Raw genomic sequence first — 15615 nt, forward strand, 5'->3', positions numbered from 1 at the left:
TCATCTCTGCTCGCTTCCGGGCCCGGGGTCAGTCGATCTTGGCGCCGGACAGTTGCACCACCTGCGCCCAGCGCTTGATCTCGGCGTGCTGGAACTGCGCGAACTGGTCAGGCGTGAACGACGGCGTTTCCGAGCCGTTGTTGAGCCAGATCTGCTTGAGTTCCGGCGTGTTCAGGGCCTTCTCGGTTTCGGTATAGAGCCGGTCCACAATTTCCTTGGGCGTGCCCTTCGGCACCCACAGCGCATACCAGGTCGACACCTCGTAGTTCGGCACGCCCGCCTCGGCCGCAGTCGGCACGTTGGGGAAAGCCGGCGAGCGCCTGGACGACGCCACCGCCAGCGCCTTGATGCGGCCTGCTCGAATGTGTTGCGCCGACGAACCCAACCCGTCGAAATCGAGGTCGATCTGGCCGGCGATCAGGTCCGACAGCGCCGGTCCCGCGCCCTTGTATGGGATATGGGTGATGAAGGTCTTGGTCTGGAGCTTGAACAGCTCGCCGGCCAGGTGATGCGAGGAGCCGTTGCCGGCCGAACCGTAGTTCAGCTTGCCCGGATTCTTCCTGGCGTACGCGATCAGCTCCTGCAGCGTATTGGCCTGCACGTGCGAGGGGTTGACCACCACCACCTGAGGCGGCTGCGCGATCACCGTGACGGGAATGAAATCCTTCTCGATGTCGTAGTCCAGCTTCTTGTAGAACGACGGCGCGATGGCGTGGTGCGCGCCACCGATGAAGACGGTGTAGCCGTCGGGCGCGGCCTTGGCCGCCATGCTGGCGCCCACAGTGCCGCCGGCGCCGCCGCGGTTGTCGATGACGAACTGCTTGCCGATCTGCTTGGAAAGCTGGGCGGTCAGCGGCCGGGCAAAGGCATCGGTGCCACCGCCGGCCGGGAACGGCACGATGACCGTGATCGGCTTGGAGGGCCACGTGTCGGCCGATGCCGACGGCGCATACATCGCAATGCCCGCAACGACCCCTGCGGCAATGCCGGCAGCCCGAGTGCAGGCTGCCAGGCTGAACTGGCGACGATTCATGTACTGTCTCCTCTCTCTCTTGATACGGAAAGTCAATCGAAGTACTGCTGGTGGTATCCCGACAAAAATAGCGATGCGCCCGGCGTTGTCCTGTTGTGTCTTTTCCGTGACCCGACCCCGGTCACAGCAGCTTCCCGACGGCGCGGCTGACGCGCGGGTTGCCTTCGCCAAGGCGCGCTAGATTGTCATCCAGCGCCTCCGGCACGTAAAGGTAGTTCACCATCATGCCGCACGCCTGCGCACGTCCCTTGCGCGAAAGGTCGGCGCCCCAGTTCAGGCGCTCGACGCAGGCGCCGTTGCCCAGGTGGAAGCGCGCCACCGGGTCGGCCGGCAGCGACTGGCTGCGCTCGCGCACCAGGTAGTGCGCGGCCAGCGTAAGCGCGGTGTCGCGCACCATGGCATCGCTTGCCTCCGCCGGCAGTGCCTCTAGCCAGGCGGCGCCGTCCGCAGGTGCCGGGCCTTGCTTGTCAGTCCAGCGCACAAGGCGCTTCTCGCCCAGCACGCGCGCCACGGCCGCCCCGTCCTGCTTGCGCAGCCAGTCGGCAAACCCCGGAATCGGCGAAAGTGTAGCGAACTGCTTCACCTTGGGGAATTCGCGCTGCACTTCATCGATCACGCGCTTGAGCAGGAAATTGCCGAAACTGACGCCGCGCAGGCCAGCCTGCGTGTTGGAGATCGAGTAGAAGATCGCCCACTTCACGCGGCGCAGGTCTTCCAGTGGTGCGGCCTCGTCCAGCAATGCCTGGACATTGGCTGCCATCTCCGGCACGAAGGCGACCTCGACGAAGATCAGCGGCTCGCGCGGGATGCGCGGGTGGAAGAACGCGTAGCAGCGGCGATCGGAATCGAGGCGGTTGCGCAGGTCGGTCCATGACGAGATCTCGTGCACGGCTTCGTAGCGGATCAGCTTTTCGAGCAGCGAGGCCGGCGAGTCCCAGGTGATGGGCTGCAGCTCGAGCAGGCCGACATCGAACCAGTTGGAAAACAGCGCCTCGAGGTCATCGTCGAGCACGCGCAGGCCTGGCATGCGGCGTTGCCAGCGGAGCATGTCGGCACGCAGCTGGATCAGGAAATGCAGGCCGCATGCGCTCTGGTCGCTCTTGCCGTGCAGGGCCGCCAGGCGCTTGAAGAAGCGGATGCGGGCGTTCGACAACGCCTGCGTCAGCGCGGAACTGGCGCGGGCGGATTTAACGGGCTTGTCGCCCTTCTCTCCCTTGTCCGAGTCTGCCGGCACGCCGTCTTCCGCGCTGCTGCTGTTGGCCACTTCGGCCAGCACCGCCAGCATGCCGCGGCGCATGCCTTCGCCTGCCGCTTCGTACTCTGCCTGCCACGCCTGCGCGGCGGCATTGGCGGCGCCGTCCGTCAACCGCGCATCGAAGCACAGGCGCAATTGTTCGCGCTGGCGCCGCACCACGCGGGCCGGCAGCGGCGCCGGCTCGGCGTCTTTGCCGGCCGCCGGCGCGGCCTCGCCATCGCCCTTGCGCCCCCACCAGCGGCCAAGCCGCGACAGGAAATTGGAGCCCGCCGGTTCGCTCTCGCCCAACGGGGCGCTGATCTTCTGGTCGCCGGTGTCGAAGGAGTTCATGGGATACCTGCCTTGGGTGCGTGACGAAACTATCAAAGCGATATAAGGGCGCTCAGTCCTTGCCGGCGAGCCGCAGGCGCTTGCCTGTGGCAGCGCGCGCAGGCTGCGTTTCCGGCGGCGGCGCACTGACGGCAGTGGTGGCATCCGACGCCGCTTCGGCACGATCGAGCGCCTTGAGCGCGGCACGCTGGCGCAGCAGGTGCGTCTTCATCAGCGCCTCGGCGCCTTCCGGGTCGTGGGCCTTCAGCGCGGAAAACACCGACAGGTGCTCGGCGCACGATTCCGCGATGCGCCCGGGCAGCTTCAGGCTCTTGTGGCGCGACAAACGCAGGACCTTGCGCAGGTCGCTGATCAGCCCCGAAAGCCAGCGATTGCCGGCAAGCCGCTGGATCGCCTCGTGGATCTGGTAGTTGGTTTCGTAGTACGCGTCGATCTCGCCGGCTTGTGCATAGCGGGCCAGCCCGGCATGCAGGTCTTCAAGCGCGTCCAGGTCGGCCGCGCTGGCATTGCGCGCGGCCTCGAAGGCACAGCGCCCTTCCAGCAAGGCCATTAGCGGAAATATTTCGTCGAGATCCTGTTCGGACAGCTCGTTGACGAAGCAGCCGCGGCGCGGCTCCAGCCGCACGAGGCCCTCCGCTGCCAGCACCTTGAGCGCTTCGCGCAACGGCGTGCGCGAGATGCCCAGCGATGCCGCCAGTGCGCTCTCGTCGATCCATGCGCCTGGCGCCAGTGCGTGCGCGTCGATCATGGCTCGCAAGCGATCGGCGACTTCCAGGTACAGCGCTTGCTGGATGATGCGCATTCTGCCTCCGCATAAGGCTGTGTGGGACTACGCAGTGTCTGCCGAAGTCAGCACATCTTGGTAATTCATAATTATGAATAACCAAAAGAACTTGGCAAGGCATTTTCATAGTGCAACGCAACCCGATTTTAGTGAATGCGTGCAGCAGAATGCCTTTTGCCGGATGACGGAATGACTGGAATGGTGTCGGCAGGAACGCCGGAGAGGTGCGGCGGGCGGCTGCCTGCCCTCCCTGGCAGATAGCCGCCCGCGCCTGAAAGTACTGCTGGCGGACACTTTCTCATCGCCTGGCCATTGCTTGCAGTGCAATTGCCTGGCGTGGGTCATTGACATTTATCTGGCGCTGGCCCCGCGCCACCCCCTGAAATGCGCCCTGGTCCAGGTGCGCAGATTTTCCCGTCTGCCGTTTTGTGGGTAAGCGCCCCTGCCTTTCCGGCTAGTCCTCCCTCGGCGCTTCCGGAGCGGCCTTCGGCGTGGCACGCTCTCATCTTGTAACAGACTTCATAGCGATTATCGTGCCAGAAGCCACAACTCCTTGATTTTATTGATGTCAGCCATGGACAACTTGTTACAGACGCGGTTTCATGTAACAGAATGTTACTCTCATGTTACGAGCGTTTGCCCTCACTTGCCAAGCTCGGAATTCGCTACGATTGCGGCGAATGTGCTAGTTGTGATGAATTGTGTATTTTGCAGTGTGAAAATGTAATCCTTCGGGCGCAAATGGCCCGTACGAATCGGTTGCATCCATGAAACAAGACGGCGCTCTGCGGCGCTTTTTGCAAGGACGGGAGGTCACGTGATGCATTTTGGTAACCACGAGGATGTAACGCCGGCCGGATTCGGCGGCAGCGACGCAATCCCTGCCCTGCCAGATGGGCCCTACGCAACGCCAAAGCCGTTACGCCTGGCATTTACCGGTTCAGGCTCGGAGTACTTCAGGATCTGGATCGTCAACGCACTGCTAACAATTGTCACGTTCGGCATCTACTCCGCCTGGGCCAAGGTCCGCACGCTCCAGTATTTCTATCGCAATACGCGCCTGGACGACGCCACCTTCGACTATCACGGCAAGCCGGCTGCCATTCTCAAGGGGCGCGCCATCGTGTTCGGGCTGGCGCTGGTGTTCCAGTTATGCAGCCAGGTATCACCGATCCTCGCACTGGTGATGGCGCTGGTGCTGGCCGCGGTGTTCCCCTTCCTGCTGGTGCGCTCGCTGCGCTTCCGCATGGCCAACTCAAGCTACCGCGGGCTGCGCTTTGCCTTTACCGGCGCCGACGGCCCCGCGTACAAGGTCTTCGTGCTGTGGCCGCTGCTGGCGGCCATCACGCTCGGCGCCCTGACGCCGCTCGCGCATCAGCGCTTCAAGCAGTACCAGCACAACCACACGCGCTTCGGCACCGCGCCGTTCGCCTTCAGCGCCAGCGCGGGCGATTTCTATGGCGTCTACCTGCGTGCCTTCGGCCTGACGGTGCTGCTGGTGGTGCTGGCGGCGGTGGCAGGGATCGCGCTTGGGATCGGTAGCGGATCGGGCAAGGCTGCTTCGGTGCTGGCGGGTATCTTCGCCACGCTCGGTATCTATCTGGCGATGCTGGCGGTAGGTCCGTACTTCACGGCGAAACTGCAGAACGTCGTGTGGAACCACACCACGCTGGCGCCGCACAGCTTCCGCAGCGAGGTGAAGGCGGGCCGCCTGTTCCTGATCTTCGTGACCAACTTGCTCGGCATTGCGCTGACCCTCGGCCTGTTCATGCCGTTCGCGCGCGTGCGCTCTACCCGCTATCGCATCGAAAGCATGACGATGCTGGCAGCCGCGCCGCTTGACACCTTCGTCGCGGGCGAAGCCGAACAGGTCGGAGCGCTGGGCGATGCCGCAGTAGACTGGTACGACATCGACATCGCACTCTGAACCGGCCATCCGCCACCGCCGACTGACGCGCCTGCACCATGATTCCAGTCACCTACTTCGACGGCCGTTCCTCGCGCGCGCACCCCGCCACGCTGGCCGTGGACGCCCAGCAGGCGGTCCTGCGCGATGACACCGGCGCCGAGCTGCGGCGCGCTCCGCTCTCTTCCCTGCGGGTGTCGGAGCGCGTGCGGCGCGCGCCGCGCCTGGTCACGTTCGCCGATGGCGCATTTTGTGAGATCGCGGACCACGCGGCCTTCGACAGGATGCTGTCCGCGACGGGCCATCGCGAAGGCTGGGTGGCGAAGGCACAGAACAGCTGGCGGATGGCCGGGTTCGCGGTGCTGGCGCTGGTCGCGCTGCTGGTGCTCGGCTATTACGTGCTGCTGCCGTGGGGCGCGGCCGTGATGGCACGCGCGGTGCCGCCGGCGCTGGAAGCGCAGCTCGGCAGGGCAACGCTGGCCAGCCTGGACAACGGCATCGTCGGTCCGACCCGGCTGCCTGCAGCCGAACAGCAGCGCATCCGTTCCGGCTTTGCGGCGCTGGCGCGTCCGGCCGATCCCGGCCATGACTACCAGATCGTGTTCCGCCAGGGAGGCCGGATCGGCGCCAACGCGCTCGCCCTACCGGGTGGCACTATCGTGGTCACTGACGAGATGGTGGGACTCGCCGGCACCGGCGCCGGCATGATGGGCGTGCTTGCCCATGAAGCCGGCCACGTGGCGCGGCGCCACGGGCTGCAGCAGGTGATCCAGGCCTCGGCAGTCGGTGCGCTGGCCGCCTACATGTTCGGGGATTTCTCAACGGTGCTGGCGAGCGTGCCGGCCGCCATCCTGACACTGCGCTACTCGCGCAACCACGAGCGCGAGGCCGATGCCTACGCCATCGCTGTCATGCAGCGCAACCGGCTGCCGCCATCGGCTCTGGCCGATGTGCTGATGGCGCTGGAGAACCGCGGTGCAGGAAAGGCCGGAAAGAACGACGAAAGAAAACCGGCCGCGGCAGACCAGGCCGGCAAGGCAAACGACGACGAAGGCGACAACTTCCTGTCCACCCACCCGCATACCCGCGAGCGGATCGACGCCTTACGGGCGGCGGGACGCTAGTGTCCCTCAGGCGCCCGAATCCGTGACCGGCTGGGGCTCCCCGGCGCCAGGCTGGCGGCGGTAGGCCCAGATCACCATCGCCACGCCGACCAGGATCATTGGCAGGCTCAGCCACTGGCCCATCGACATCTTCAGCGCCAGCAGGCCCAGGAAGTTGTCCGGCTCGCGGGCAAACTCGGCGGCAAAGCGGAAGCATCCGTAGCCGATCAGGAACACGCCCGACACCGCGCCCATCGGCCGCGGCTTGCGCGCGAACAGCCACAGGATGATGAAGAGCGCGACGCCCTCGCCGGCGAACTGGTACAGCTGCGAAGGATGGCGCGGGATGTTGTCGCCCGCCTGCGGGAAGATCATGCCCCAGGGCAGGTCGGTCGGGCGGCCCCACAACTCGCCGTTGATGAAATTGCCGATACGGCCGGCCGCCAGGCCACACGGGATCATCGGCGCGATGAAATCGGTGACTTCCATCCAGTGGCGCTTGCGCAGCTTCGCAAATAGCCACATCGCGACAATCACGCCCAGGAAGCCGCCATGGAAGGCCATGCCGCCTTCCCACACCTTGAAGATCTCGAGCGGGTGGGCCAGGTAGTACGATGGCTTGTAGAACAGCACGTAGCCGAGCCGCCCGCCCAGTATCACGCCCAGTACGCCGAAGAACAGCATGTCGTCGAGATCGCGCGTCGCCCAGCCCTTCGCGGCGATGTGCGGCTGGCGGATGCGCAGGCGCCCGAACCACAGGAACATGATGAACCCGGCCAGGTACATCAGGCCGTACCAGCGAATGGCAAGCGGGCCGAGATGGATGGCGACCGGGTCGAACTGGGGATGAATCAGCATGTTTGCATGAGTGGAAGTTGAACGGGGCCGGGTTGGCAGCCAGTCAGGGTGACAAGATCTGCCGCCCCGATTGCCTGGCTGCTGTTATACCAGCCTCGTGCGTCACCGGGATGGCCGCGCAAGCATCCGCCAGCCCGCTCGCGATTTCGATGAAGGACCGCAGCACCGGCGCCACGCCGGCCGCCCCTTCGCGCCACACCAGACCGGTTTCGATCTGCGGGCCTGCCTCCCGCAGCGCGAGATAGGACACGCCGGTACGGCGAAGGTTGCACAGCGAGGCCGGCACCAGCGCCACGCCCATGCCGGCCGACACCAGGCTGACGATGGTCTGCATCTGGATGGCCTCCTGGGCAATCACCGGCGACAGGCCGTCGCGCGCATAGTAGCCCGTAATGATGTCATAAAACGCCGGGGCACTCCGGCGCGGGAAGATGATGAGCGGCTCGTGCGCGGCCTCACGCAGCGACACCTTGCCATCGTTCGCCAGGCCTCCCGCTGCGGGCTGCCACCCGTCGGGCACGGCCAGCACCAGCGGCTCGCTGACCAGCGGCAGGTAGGACAGGCCGTGCGGCATGGCCGGCAGCTGCGGCCGGATCACGAGGCCCGCGTCGATGGTGCCCTCGATCAGCGCTTCGAGCTGGATGTCGCTGGTGGCCTCGCGCAACTGCAGCTGCACCTCCGGGTGGCGGGCGCGGAAGCGGCGCAGCAGGTCGGGCAGGATGCCGTAGTCGGCCGTGCTGACGAAGGCCAGCGCCAGCGAGCCGACCTCGCCGCGTGCCAGCCGCTGCGCCAGGCCCGGCAGCGCGGCGGCGTCCGCCAGCACCCTGCGCACTTCGGGCAGCCACTGCTGGCCAGCGGGCGTGAGCACCACCGAGCGGCGCGTGCGGGCGAACAGCTGCACGCCGATTTCCTCTTCCAGCGCCTGGATCTGCTGCGACAGCGGCGGCTGGGTCATGGCCAGGCGGCGTGCAGCGCGGCCGAAATGCAACTCTTCCGCCACTGTGACGAAGTAACGCAGCTGGCGCAGGTCCAAACCGGCTCCTGATATATTTTTCGACTCAATAAAGGTCAAATAATATATTTGACACACCAAAACGCAAGCGTCATCCTTTCCGCCACAACATCGCCGCCGTGCACCGTTTGCACATGCGACCCGCGCAGGGCGGCACTGAAGATCCCCCGGAGATTCCCCACCATGGCATTCAACAAGCGCTCGCAGAACATCACGCAAGGCGTGGCACGTTCCCCCAACCGTTCGATGTACTACGCACTCGGCTACCAGAAGGAAGACTTCGACAAGCCGATGGTGGGCATCGCCAACGGCCACTCGACCATCACCCCCTGCAACGCCGGCCTGCAGCGCCTGGCCGATGCCGCCATCGACGCCATCAAGGCCTCTGACGCCAACCCGCAGGTGTTCGGCACCCCGACCATCTCGGACGGCATGTCGATGGGCACCGAGGGCATGAAGTACTCGCTGATCTCGCGCGAAGTCATCGCCGACTGCATCGAGACCGCTGCCCAGGGCCAGTGGATGGACGGCGTAGTCGTGATCGGCGGCTGCGACAAGAACATGCCGGGGGGCATGATCGCGCTGGCACGCACCAACGTGCCGGGCATCTACGTCTATGGCGGCACCATCAAGCCGGGCAACTGGAAAGGCAAGGACCTGACCATCGTGTCGTCGTTCGAAGCCGTGGGCGAATTCACCGCCGGCCGTATGAGCGAGGAAGATTTCGAAGGCGTGGAAAGGAACGCGTGCCCGTCCACCGGCTCGTGCGGCGGCATGTACACCGCCAACACCATGAGCTCGTCGTTCGAGGCGCTGGGCATGTCGCTGCTGTACTCGTCGACCATGGCCAACCCCGACCAGGAGAAGGTCGACAGCGCCGCCGAATCTGCCCGCGTGCTGGTGGAAGCCATCAAGAAGGACATCAAGCCGCGCGACATCATCACGCGCAAGTCGATTGAGAACGCCGTGGCGCTGATCATGGCCACCGGCGGCTCGACCAACGCCGTGCTGCACTACCTGGCGATCGCCCACGCCGCTGAAGTGGAATGGACCATCGACGACTTCGAGCGCATCCGCCGCAAGGTGCCGGTGATCTGCAACCTGAAGCCGTCGGGCCAGTACGTGGCCACCGACCTGCACCGCGCCGGCGGCATCCCGCAGGTCATGAAGATCCTGCTGAAGGCCGGCCTGCTGCACGGCGACTGCCTGACCATCACCGGCCGCACGCTGGCTGAAGAACTGGAAAACGTGCCCGACACCCCGCGCGCCGACCAGGACGTGATCCTGCCGATCGAGAAGGCGCTGTACAAGGAAGGCCACCTGGCGATCCTGAAGGGCAACCTGGCCGAAGAAGGCGCAGTCGCCAAGATCACCGGCCTGAAGAACCCGGTCATCACCGGCCCGGCCCGCGTGTTCGAGGACGAGCAAAGCGCCATGGATGCCATCCTGGCCGACAAGATCAATGCCGGCGACGTGCTGGTGCTGCGCTACCTCGGCCCCAAGGGCGGCCCCGGCATGCCGGAAATGCTGGCTCCGACCTCGGCCATCATCGGCAAGGGCCTGGGCGAGTCGGTCGGTTTCATCACCGACGGCCGCTTCTCGGGCGGCACCTGGGGCATGGTGGTCGGCCACGTGGCGCCGGAAGCGTATGTGGGCGGCACCATTGCACTGGTGCACGAAGGCGACTCGATCACCATCGACGCGCACAAGCTTGTGCTGCAGCTGAACGTGCCGGATGAAGAGCTGGCCCGGCGCCGCGCCAGCTGGAAGCAGCCGGCGCCGCGCTACACGCGCGGCGTGCTGGCCAAGTTCTCGAAGCTGGCCTCGACCGCCAGCAAGGGCGCTGTGACGGACTGATCCGGGTCGGCACCATAGAAAAAGCCTGCGAGTGATCGCAGGCTTTTTTGTTTTGGGATGGGGCGAAGATCTCGCCCGGCTCAATCGCCGCCCGGCGTGCGCTCGATCTCTTCCAGCGTCGCATCCAGCCATTCCACCAGCCGCGCTTCCAGCGCCTGCGTCAGCTCATTGGCCAGTTGCGCCGTCAGCGGTGCCAGGCGCGACTGCAGCGTGGCTTCGGTGTGGGCCTCGACCACCTGCGGCCACTCGGTGCGGAAGCGCATCATCACGCGCGTCAGCAGTTCGGTGCGCATCGCGCGCAGGTCGTCTTCGCCCGGAGGCTCGCGCAGGTAGCTGTCCGCTGTGTCCGGGTCCGGCAACGTGACAGGCAGGGTGGGTTCGCCGTCGTCGAGCTCGTCCGTATTGCCGACATGTGTTACGACGCCCGATTCCGCCATGTCGAAGGTATCGATCACGGCGCCCTGCGGCGTGGCCGGCCGCGAGGTGTCAGCTTCATGGCTGGCGTCGGGCAGTTCCACGACCTCCGTCAGCAACGGAATGCTGTCGTTCGGTCCGAGCCGCGGGATGACCCGCGAGGTGGTGCGTTCGCTCATGCGGATTCTCCCCGAGCCTGGCCAAGATCGTGATGCGTCAGCGGATAGCCGCGTTCGCGGTAGAAACGGTAGCGCTGGCGGCCCGCCTCCCGGTCCTCGGCGCCCGCACCCACCACTTCGATCAGCCGTTCGAAGCTGGCGAACTGGGCCGGTGCTTCAGCGTCCAGGTTGATCAGCAGCTGGTGGTGAGGCAGGCTCTCGAGCGTGGCGGCGAGCAGGATCGGCGTGACCGCCGCGTTGGGGCTTTCCAGCCCGCAATGCGGCAGGAAATCCAGCGCCGAGAAGGTCCACAGGCGCGCGTCGAGATCCGCCAGCTGCGCGGAGGATCCGTGCACCACGACCTTCTGGCCGGCGCCATAGGCCTTGCGGACCAGCCGGCAGACATAGCCGAGCTTGTCGGGCACGTTGCTGTGGAAATCGATACGCGTCATGGTCGCCTGTCTTCCTGCGCGGCCTTCAGGCCGCGCGGTCCATCAGGAATTGCGTCAGCAGCGGCACCGGGCGGCCAGTGGCGCCCTTGGCCGCCCCGCTCTTCCAGGCAGTGCCGGCGATGTCCAGGTGGGCCCAGTCGTACTTCTCGGTGAAGCGCGACAGGAAGCAGGCCGCGGTCACGCTGCCGGCCGGGCGGCCGCCGATATTTCCCATGTCGGCGAAGTTGGACTTGAGCTGGTCCTGGTATTCGTCGTCCAGCGGCATGCGCCAGGCCGGGTCCATGGCCTTGCGGCCGGCCTGCAGCAACTCGTCCGCCAGGGTATCGGGGCGCGCGTAAAGCCCGCTGTTGACGTGGCCCAGCGCGATGATGCAGGCGCCGGTCAGCGTGGCAACGTCGATCACGGCGGCCGGCTTGAAGCGCTCGACATAGGTGAGCGCGTCGCACAGGATCAGGCGGCCCTCGGCGTCGGTGTTCAGGATTTCGATGGTCTGGCCCGACATGCTGGTCACCACGTCGCCCGGCTTGCTGGCGATGCCGCTCGGCATGTTCTCGCAGGTCGGCACCACGGCGATCACGTTGAGCTTGAGGCCCATTTCCGCCACGGCCTGTATGGTGCCCAGCACGGAAGCCGCGCCGCACATGTCGTACTTCATTTCGTCCATGCCCTCGCCCGGCTTGAGCGAGATGCCGCCGGTGTCAAAGGTGATGCCCTTGCCCACCAGCACCACCGGCGCCTGCTTGGCGCCGGCGCCGTCGTAGCGCAGCATGATGAACTGGGGCGGCTCTACGCTGCCCTTGGTCACGGAAAGGAAGGCGCCCATGTTCAGGGCTTCGATCTGCTTGCGGCCCAGTACCTCGGCCTTGAGCTTGTGGCGCTTGGCAATGCCGCGCGCGGCATTGGCCAGGTAGGTCGGCGTGCAGATATTGGAAGGCAGGTTGCCCAGGTCGCGGGTCAGTTCCATGCCGTTGGCGATGGCGGTGCCACGCACCGCGGCCTGCGTCGCCACCTTGGCGTCTTCGGCGTTCACGGCCAGCACCACCTTGCGCAGCGACGCCTTGTCGTTGCCCTTGCCGTTCGCATTGGCGCGCTTGAGGCCGGGATGGCGCTCAAGCAGCCGGTAGCCGGCATCGCGCACCAGCGTGATGGTGGTGATCACGCTCCAGCTCACATCTCGCTGCAGCGGCGCCTGCTGTGCCAGGCACCACAGCGCCGACGTGGCGCGCGTGGACGACAAGGCACGCACGGCCGTGCGCACCGCGTCGGCAAATGCCTTGTCACTGAATTCGGCTTCCTTGCCCAGGCCCACCAGCAGTACGCGCGCGGCGCCCACGCCGGCCACTTCGTGCAGCATCAGGTGCGTCCCGCGCTTGCCCTCGAAGTCGCCCTGCTTGACCAGGCGCGCCACCAAGCCCTTGGTCGCCACATCCAGTGCCTTGGCCACCCCGGCCAGATTCTGGCCTTCGAACAGACCCACCACCAGGCAGTCGGTCTTGGTTGCCAGGAAACCATTTTGGCCGGCTTTACTCCAATCCAGGGCTTTTGTGCTAAATTCCATCGCGCTTCCTTCAGGGGCTCGTTAGACACGAAAGCCTCCATTATCCGCGATTTTTACCCGCGACCTGCCGCCGCTGATCCGCCAGGCTGACAACTCGCTGTCCTGCCAGCCCGCTGTTCTGTCAGGCACTTCTTGCACGGCACATCGCCCGCTCCGGCCGGCAGCCCGGAACCGAACCTGCATGATCTTTCAACAAGCCCTGCGACGCGAGCTCGCCTACACCGCCGGCGCGGTGTTCCTGGTCATGCTGACCTTCATGCTCACGTCGCTCGTGATCCGCATTCTCGGACTGGCCGCCAATGGCAAGGCCAGCCCCAACGACGTGCTGATGCTGATCGGCCTGGCCACCATCGGCTACCTGTCGATCCTGCTCTCGGCCACGCTGTTCATTTCCACCCTGATCGTGCTGACGCGCTGGTATAAGGACTCCGAGATGGTGGTCTGGTTCTCGGCCGGCATCTCGTTGCGCGACCTGGTCAAGCCGGTGCTGCAGTTCGCCGCGCCGTTCGTCGTGCTGGCCTTGCTGCTGGGCATGTTCGCGTGGCCGTGGGCCAACCAGCAGAGCGCCCTGTTCCGCGACCGCTTCGAGCAGCGCGGCGTGCTGTCGATGATTGCCGCCGGGCGCTTTATCGAGCCCTCCAACGGCAACTATGTGCTGTTCATCGAGGGCATCGACAGCGACATGAAGCACGCGCGCAACGTGTTCGTCGCCAATGCCGAAGCCAACAAGATCGGCGTGGCGCTGGCCCACCAGGGCCAGTTCGAGACCATGCCCAACGGCGACCGCCTGGTGGTGATGGAGAACGGCCGCCGCTATGCCGGCACACCGGGCCAGATCGATTACCGGATCGTGGAATTCGCGCGCTATGCGGTCAAGGTGGACAACAAGCCGCCCGAGACCGAAGCCGATATGCCACCCAAGAGCCGCAATACGATCGACCTGCTGCGCAATCCCACGCGGGAAAACCTCGGTGAGCTGCTCTGGCGCATGTCGCTGCCGATTCTCGCCTTCAACTTCGTAATGATCGCCATTCCGCTCGCGTACGTGAACCCGCGCCTTGGCCGCTACACCCCGCTGGTGTTCGCCGTGCTGATCTACCTGACCTACAGCAACCTGATCAACCTGTCGCAGTCGTGGGTGCGCTCGGGCTCGATCCCGTTCTGGCTCGCGTGGTGGCCGATCCACCTCGTGGTGTTCCTGGGGGCGCTGATGCTATTCCGCTACCGGCAGAACCGCAGCCTGGGCGGATGGCGCGCGGTGTTCGGCCTGCGCCGCACGGCCGGCACGGGAGGTCAGGCATGAGGGTCCTGCGCGTCTACGAACGCTACTTCGCCAGCCTGGTCTATGGCGTGTTCGTCTTCATCCTTTTCGCGGTGCTGTCGTTGTTCGTGTTCTTCGACATGCTCAATGAGCTGGAGAGCGTCAACGGCAGGTACACCTCGCTGGTGGCGTTCTTCCACGTCATCCTGCAGGCGCCCACGCGGGTCTACGAGGTGCTGCCGATTGCCGTGCTGATCAGCGCGATCTATGTGTTCTCGCAGCTGGCCAGCCAGTCGGAGTTCACCATCTTCCGCGTTGCCGGGCTCAATACGCGCCAGGCGCTGTTCTCGCTGTTCAAGCTCGCCATCCCGCTGGCCATCGTGACCTTTATCTTCGGCGAGTTCATCGGACCGCGCGCCGAGCAGTTCGCGCAGAAGATCAAGCTCGAGGCGGTTGGCGCGACGGTGTCGTCGGACTTCCGCTCCGGCGTCTGGGTCAAGGACCGCGACAAGGACACCGCGGCCGCCGGCGGCGGCGAGATCACCCGCTTCGTCAACGTGGCTGGGCTGCGCGCGGACCAGACCATCACCGGCATCACCATCTATGAGTTCGATCCCCAGTACCGGCTGCGCGTCATCCGCGTGGCCGAGGAAGGCCGATACCAGGGCGGCCAGGCCTGGGAGCTGAAGGGCGTCAACGAGACCCGCTTCACTGAACTCGCGCAAGGCCCGCCCGCCCAGCGCGACGCCCTGGCACCGGAATTCCGCGCCGAGCAGGTCAAGTTCCCGACCGTGACCATGCACTCCGAACTGACCCCGCAGATCCTGTCCGTGCTGCTGGTCACACCGGAGCGGATGTCCACGCTGGACCTGTTCCGCTATATCCGCCATCTGCGCGACAACAAGCAGGACACGCAGCGCTACGAGATCGCCTTCTGGAAGAAGGTGGTCTACCCGCTGACGCTGTTCGTGATGGTGGCACTGGCCCTGCCGTTCGCCTACCTGCACGCACGTGCCGGCGCGGTTGGCGTCAAGGTGTTCGGCGGCATCATGCTGGGGCTGTCGTTCCACCTGGCCAATACGCTGTTCTCGCACGTCGGCCTGCTGCATACCTGGCCACCGATCATCTCGGCGCTGGTGCCCGGCACCTTGTACTTGCTGGTGGCGCTGACGGCGTTGCGCTGGGTCGACCGTCACTGAAATGTCGTTCATGGAAACGCCCTCCCGCCAGGCCCTGGTGCTGTTCGCGCACGGCGCGCGCGACGCGCGCTGGCGCGAGCCGTTCGACCGTCTGCAGCAGAAGCTGGCCGTCGCCTGGCCGCAAGGCGCTGTCCGGCTGGCGTTCCTGGAACTGATGACGCCGGACCTCCCGGCCTGCCTGCCTGAACTGGCAGCCGCCGGCGTGACCGACGTCACCGTCGTGCCGGTGTTCTTCGGCCAGGGTGGCCATCTGCGCCGCGACCTGCCGGCGTTGGTTGACCAGTGCCGGCAGCAATATCCTTCCCTGCGGATTCGCTGCGCCGCCGCGGTCGGCGAGTCGGACAACGTCCTCGATGCGATTGCCGCCTATTGCGTGGCGTCGCTAGTGTCCACGCCGCCCGACGCACCCTGACGCCGGGCATCCCCCCTCCTGCA

Annotated in this window: 14 protein-coding genes; 6 read left to right on the forward strand and 8 right to left on the reverse strand. The window is 65.7% G+C overall.

What is annotated here, in order from left to right; translation table 11 throughout:
* Positions 1 to 28 precede the first annotated feature (28 nt).
* The 3 genes from RM96_RS06260 to RM96_RS06270 all read right to left on the reverse strand — a co-directional run bounded on the left by RM96_RS06260 (position 29) and on the right by RM96_RS06270 (position 3420).
* Positions 29 to 1033 carry a Bug family tripartite tricarboxylate transporter substrate binding protein gene (locus RM96_RS06260; protein WP_039008869.1) on the reverse strand — a complete coding sequence of 335 codons (1005 nt, stop codon included), beginning with the start codon at positions 1031 to 1033 and terminating at the stop codon, positions 29 to 31.
* Positions 1034 to 1154: 121 nt separating this feature from the next.
* The gene (locus RM96_RS06265; protein ID WP_039008871.1) at positions 1155 to 2618 is read right to left on the reverse strand and encodes a malonyl-CoA decarboxylase domain-containing protein; all 1464 of its coding nucleotides are present in this window, start codon (positions 2616 to 2618) and stop codon (positions 1155 to 1157) included.
* Positions 2619 to 2670: 52 nt separating this feature from the next.
* Positions 2671 to 3420, reverse strand: a complete 750-nt coding sequence (locus RM96_RS06270) for a GntR family transcriptional regulator (protein WP_039008873.1) — start codon at positions 3418 to 3420, stop codon at positions 2671 to 2673.
* An 802-nt stretch (positions 3421 to 4222) separates the two neighbouring features.
* Between RM96_RS06270 and RM96_RS06275 the strand changes: the two genes are divergently transcribed.
* Positions 4223 to 5329: a YjgN family protein gene (locus RM96_RS06275; protein ID WP_082016438.1), complete on the forward strand. Its 1107-nt coding sequence runs from the start codon at positions 4223 to 4225 to the stop codon at positions 5327 to 5329.
* Between the two features lie 38 nt (positions 5330 to 5367).
* On the forward strand, positions 5368 to 6432 hold the full coding sequence (locus RM96_RS06280) for a M48 family metallopeptidase (RefSeq protein ID WP_039008875.1): 1065 nt from the start codon (positions 5368 to 5370) through the stop codon (positions 6430 to 6432).
* Between the two features lie 6 nt (positions 6433 to 6438).
* On the opposite strand, the gene lgt is transcribed toward RM96_RS06280, so the two are convergent.
* Together lgt and RM96_RS06290 are read right to left on the reverse strand one after the other, a co-directional pair.
* Positions 6439 to 7269 (reverse strand): prolipoprotein diacylglyceryl transferase, encoded by an 831-nt coding sequence (gene lgt / locus RM96_RS06285; protein ID WP_039008876.1) that lies wholly within the window; start codon positions 7267 to 7269, stop codon positions 6439 to 6441.
* Between the two features lie 43 nt (positions 7270 to 7312).
* Positions 7313 to 8302, reverse strand: a complete 990-nt coding sequence (locus tag RM96_RS06290; RefSeq protein WP_052279349.1) for a LysR family transcriptional regulator — start codon at positions 8300 to 8302, stop codon at positions 7313 to 7315.
* A 162-nt stretch (positions 8303 to 8464) separates the two neighbouring features.
* Here RM96_RS06290 and ilvD point away from each other — a divergent pair, with 162 nt between their 5' ends.
* A complete protein-coding gene (ilvD, locus tag RM96_RS06295) occupies positions 8465 to 10138 on the forward strand; it encodes a dihydroxy-acid dehydratase (protein WP_039008879.1) in 1674 nt (557 codons plus the stop codon).
* An 80-nt stretch (positions 10139 to 10218) separates the two neighbouring features.
* Here the strand turns inward: ilvD and RM96_RS06300 are convergent, their stop codons facing one another.
* From RM96_RS06300 to RM96_RS06310, 3 genes are read right to left on the reverse strand one after another with little or no spacing between them, the layout of a single operon-like run.
* Positions 10219 to 10731: a hypothetical protein gene (locus RM96_RS06300; RefSeq protein ID WP_039008881.1), complete on the reverse strand. Its 513-nt coding sequence runs from the start codon at positions 10729 to 10731 to the stop codon at positions 10219 to 10221.
* Entirely contained in the window at positions 10728 to 11162 is a 435-nt protein-coding gene (locus RM96_RS06305) for a DNA polymerase III subunit chi (protein ID WP_039008883.1), read from the reverse strand. The genes RM96_RS06300 and RM96_RS06305 overlap by 4 nt, the downstream gene beginning before the upstream one ends.
* Positions 11163 to 11187: 25 nt before the next feature.
* Positions 11188 to 12720: a leucyl aminopeptidase gene (locus RM96_RS06310; RefSeq protein WP_039008884.1), complete on the reverse strand. Its 1533-nt coding sequence runs from the start codon at positions 12718 to 12720 to the stop codon at positions 11188 to 11190.
* A gap of 181 nt (positions 12721 to 12901) precedes the next feature.
* Here RM96_RS06310 and lptF point away from each other — a divergent pair, with 181 nt between their 5' ends.
* From lptF to RM96_RS06325, 3 genes are read left to right on the forward strand one after another with little or no spacing between them, the layout of a single operon-like run.
* Positions 12902 to 14023, forward strand: a complete 1122-nt coding sequence (gene lptF / locus RM96_RS06315; protein WP_039008886.1) for an LPS export ABC transporter permease LptF — start codon at positions 12902 to 12904, stop codon at positions 14021 to 14023.
* Positions 14020 to 15180, forward strand: a complete 1161-nt coding sequence (gene lptG / locus RM96_RS06320) for an LPS export ABC transporter permease LptG (protein WP_039008888.1) — start codon at positions 14020 to 14022, stop codon at positions 15178 to 15180. The genes lptF and lptG overlap by 4 nt, the downstream gene beginning before the upstream one ends.
* Positions 15181 to 15190: 10 nt before the next feature.
* Positions 15191 to 15592: a sirohydrochlorin chelatase gene (locus tag RM96_RS06325; RefSeq protein WP_039009142.1), complete on the forward strand. Its 402-nt coding sequence runs from the start codon at positions 15191 to 15193 to the stop codon at positions 15590 to 15592.
* Positions 15593 to 15615 lie beyond the last annotated feature (23 nt).

Origin of the sequence: Cupriavidus sp. IDO (assembly GCF_000812465.1) — a bacterium.
Taxonomy (GTDB): Bacteria; Pseudomonadota; Gammaproteobacteria; order Burkholderiales; family Burkholderiaceae; genus Cupriavidus.